At 72.2% G+C, this 216-nt stretch carries 1 protein-coding gene; it reads right to left on the bottom strand.

Annotated features, from left to right (window positions below; translation table 11 throughout):
* The coding region (locus ACT3SQ_RS19385; RefSeq protein ID WP_444601640.1) for a transposase at positions 1-216 on the bottom strand (216 nt) is incomplete at both ends.

Here is a 216-nt window from a genome sequence, read left to right as displayed (position 1 = left end):
TCGGAGCTGCTCCTTGATGCCCCAGGAGGCCGAGAGCTCGTCGGTGGGGTCGTCGGTGCGGAACACCCTCTCCAACCGCTCCCACGCCCTCGGGGTCAGGGTGTCGCCGCCGCGCAGCAGCAGCATCCGGTGGGCCCAGGCCGGGTCGTCCTTGCGGCCCCGACGACCGCGATGGGTGCGGGCCAGGCGCTGCCTGACGGTGGTGACCATGTCGTT

The sequence above is a fragment of the Brachybacterium sp. AOP42-C2-15 genome (assembly GCF_052377065.1).
Classification (GTDB): Bacteria; Actinomycetota; Actinomycetes; order Actinomycetales; family Dermabacteraceae; genus Brachybacterium.
Note: the sequence above shows the minus strand (reverse complement) of the source record. Positions and strands in the feature narration are given on the sequence as shown.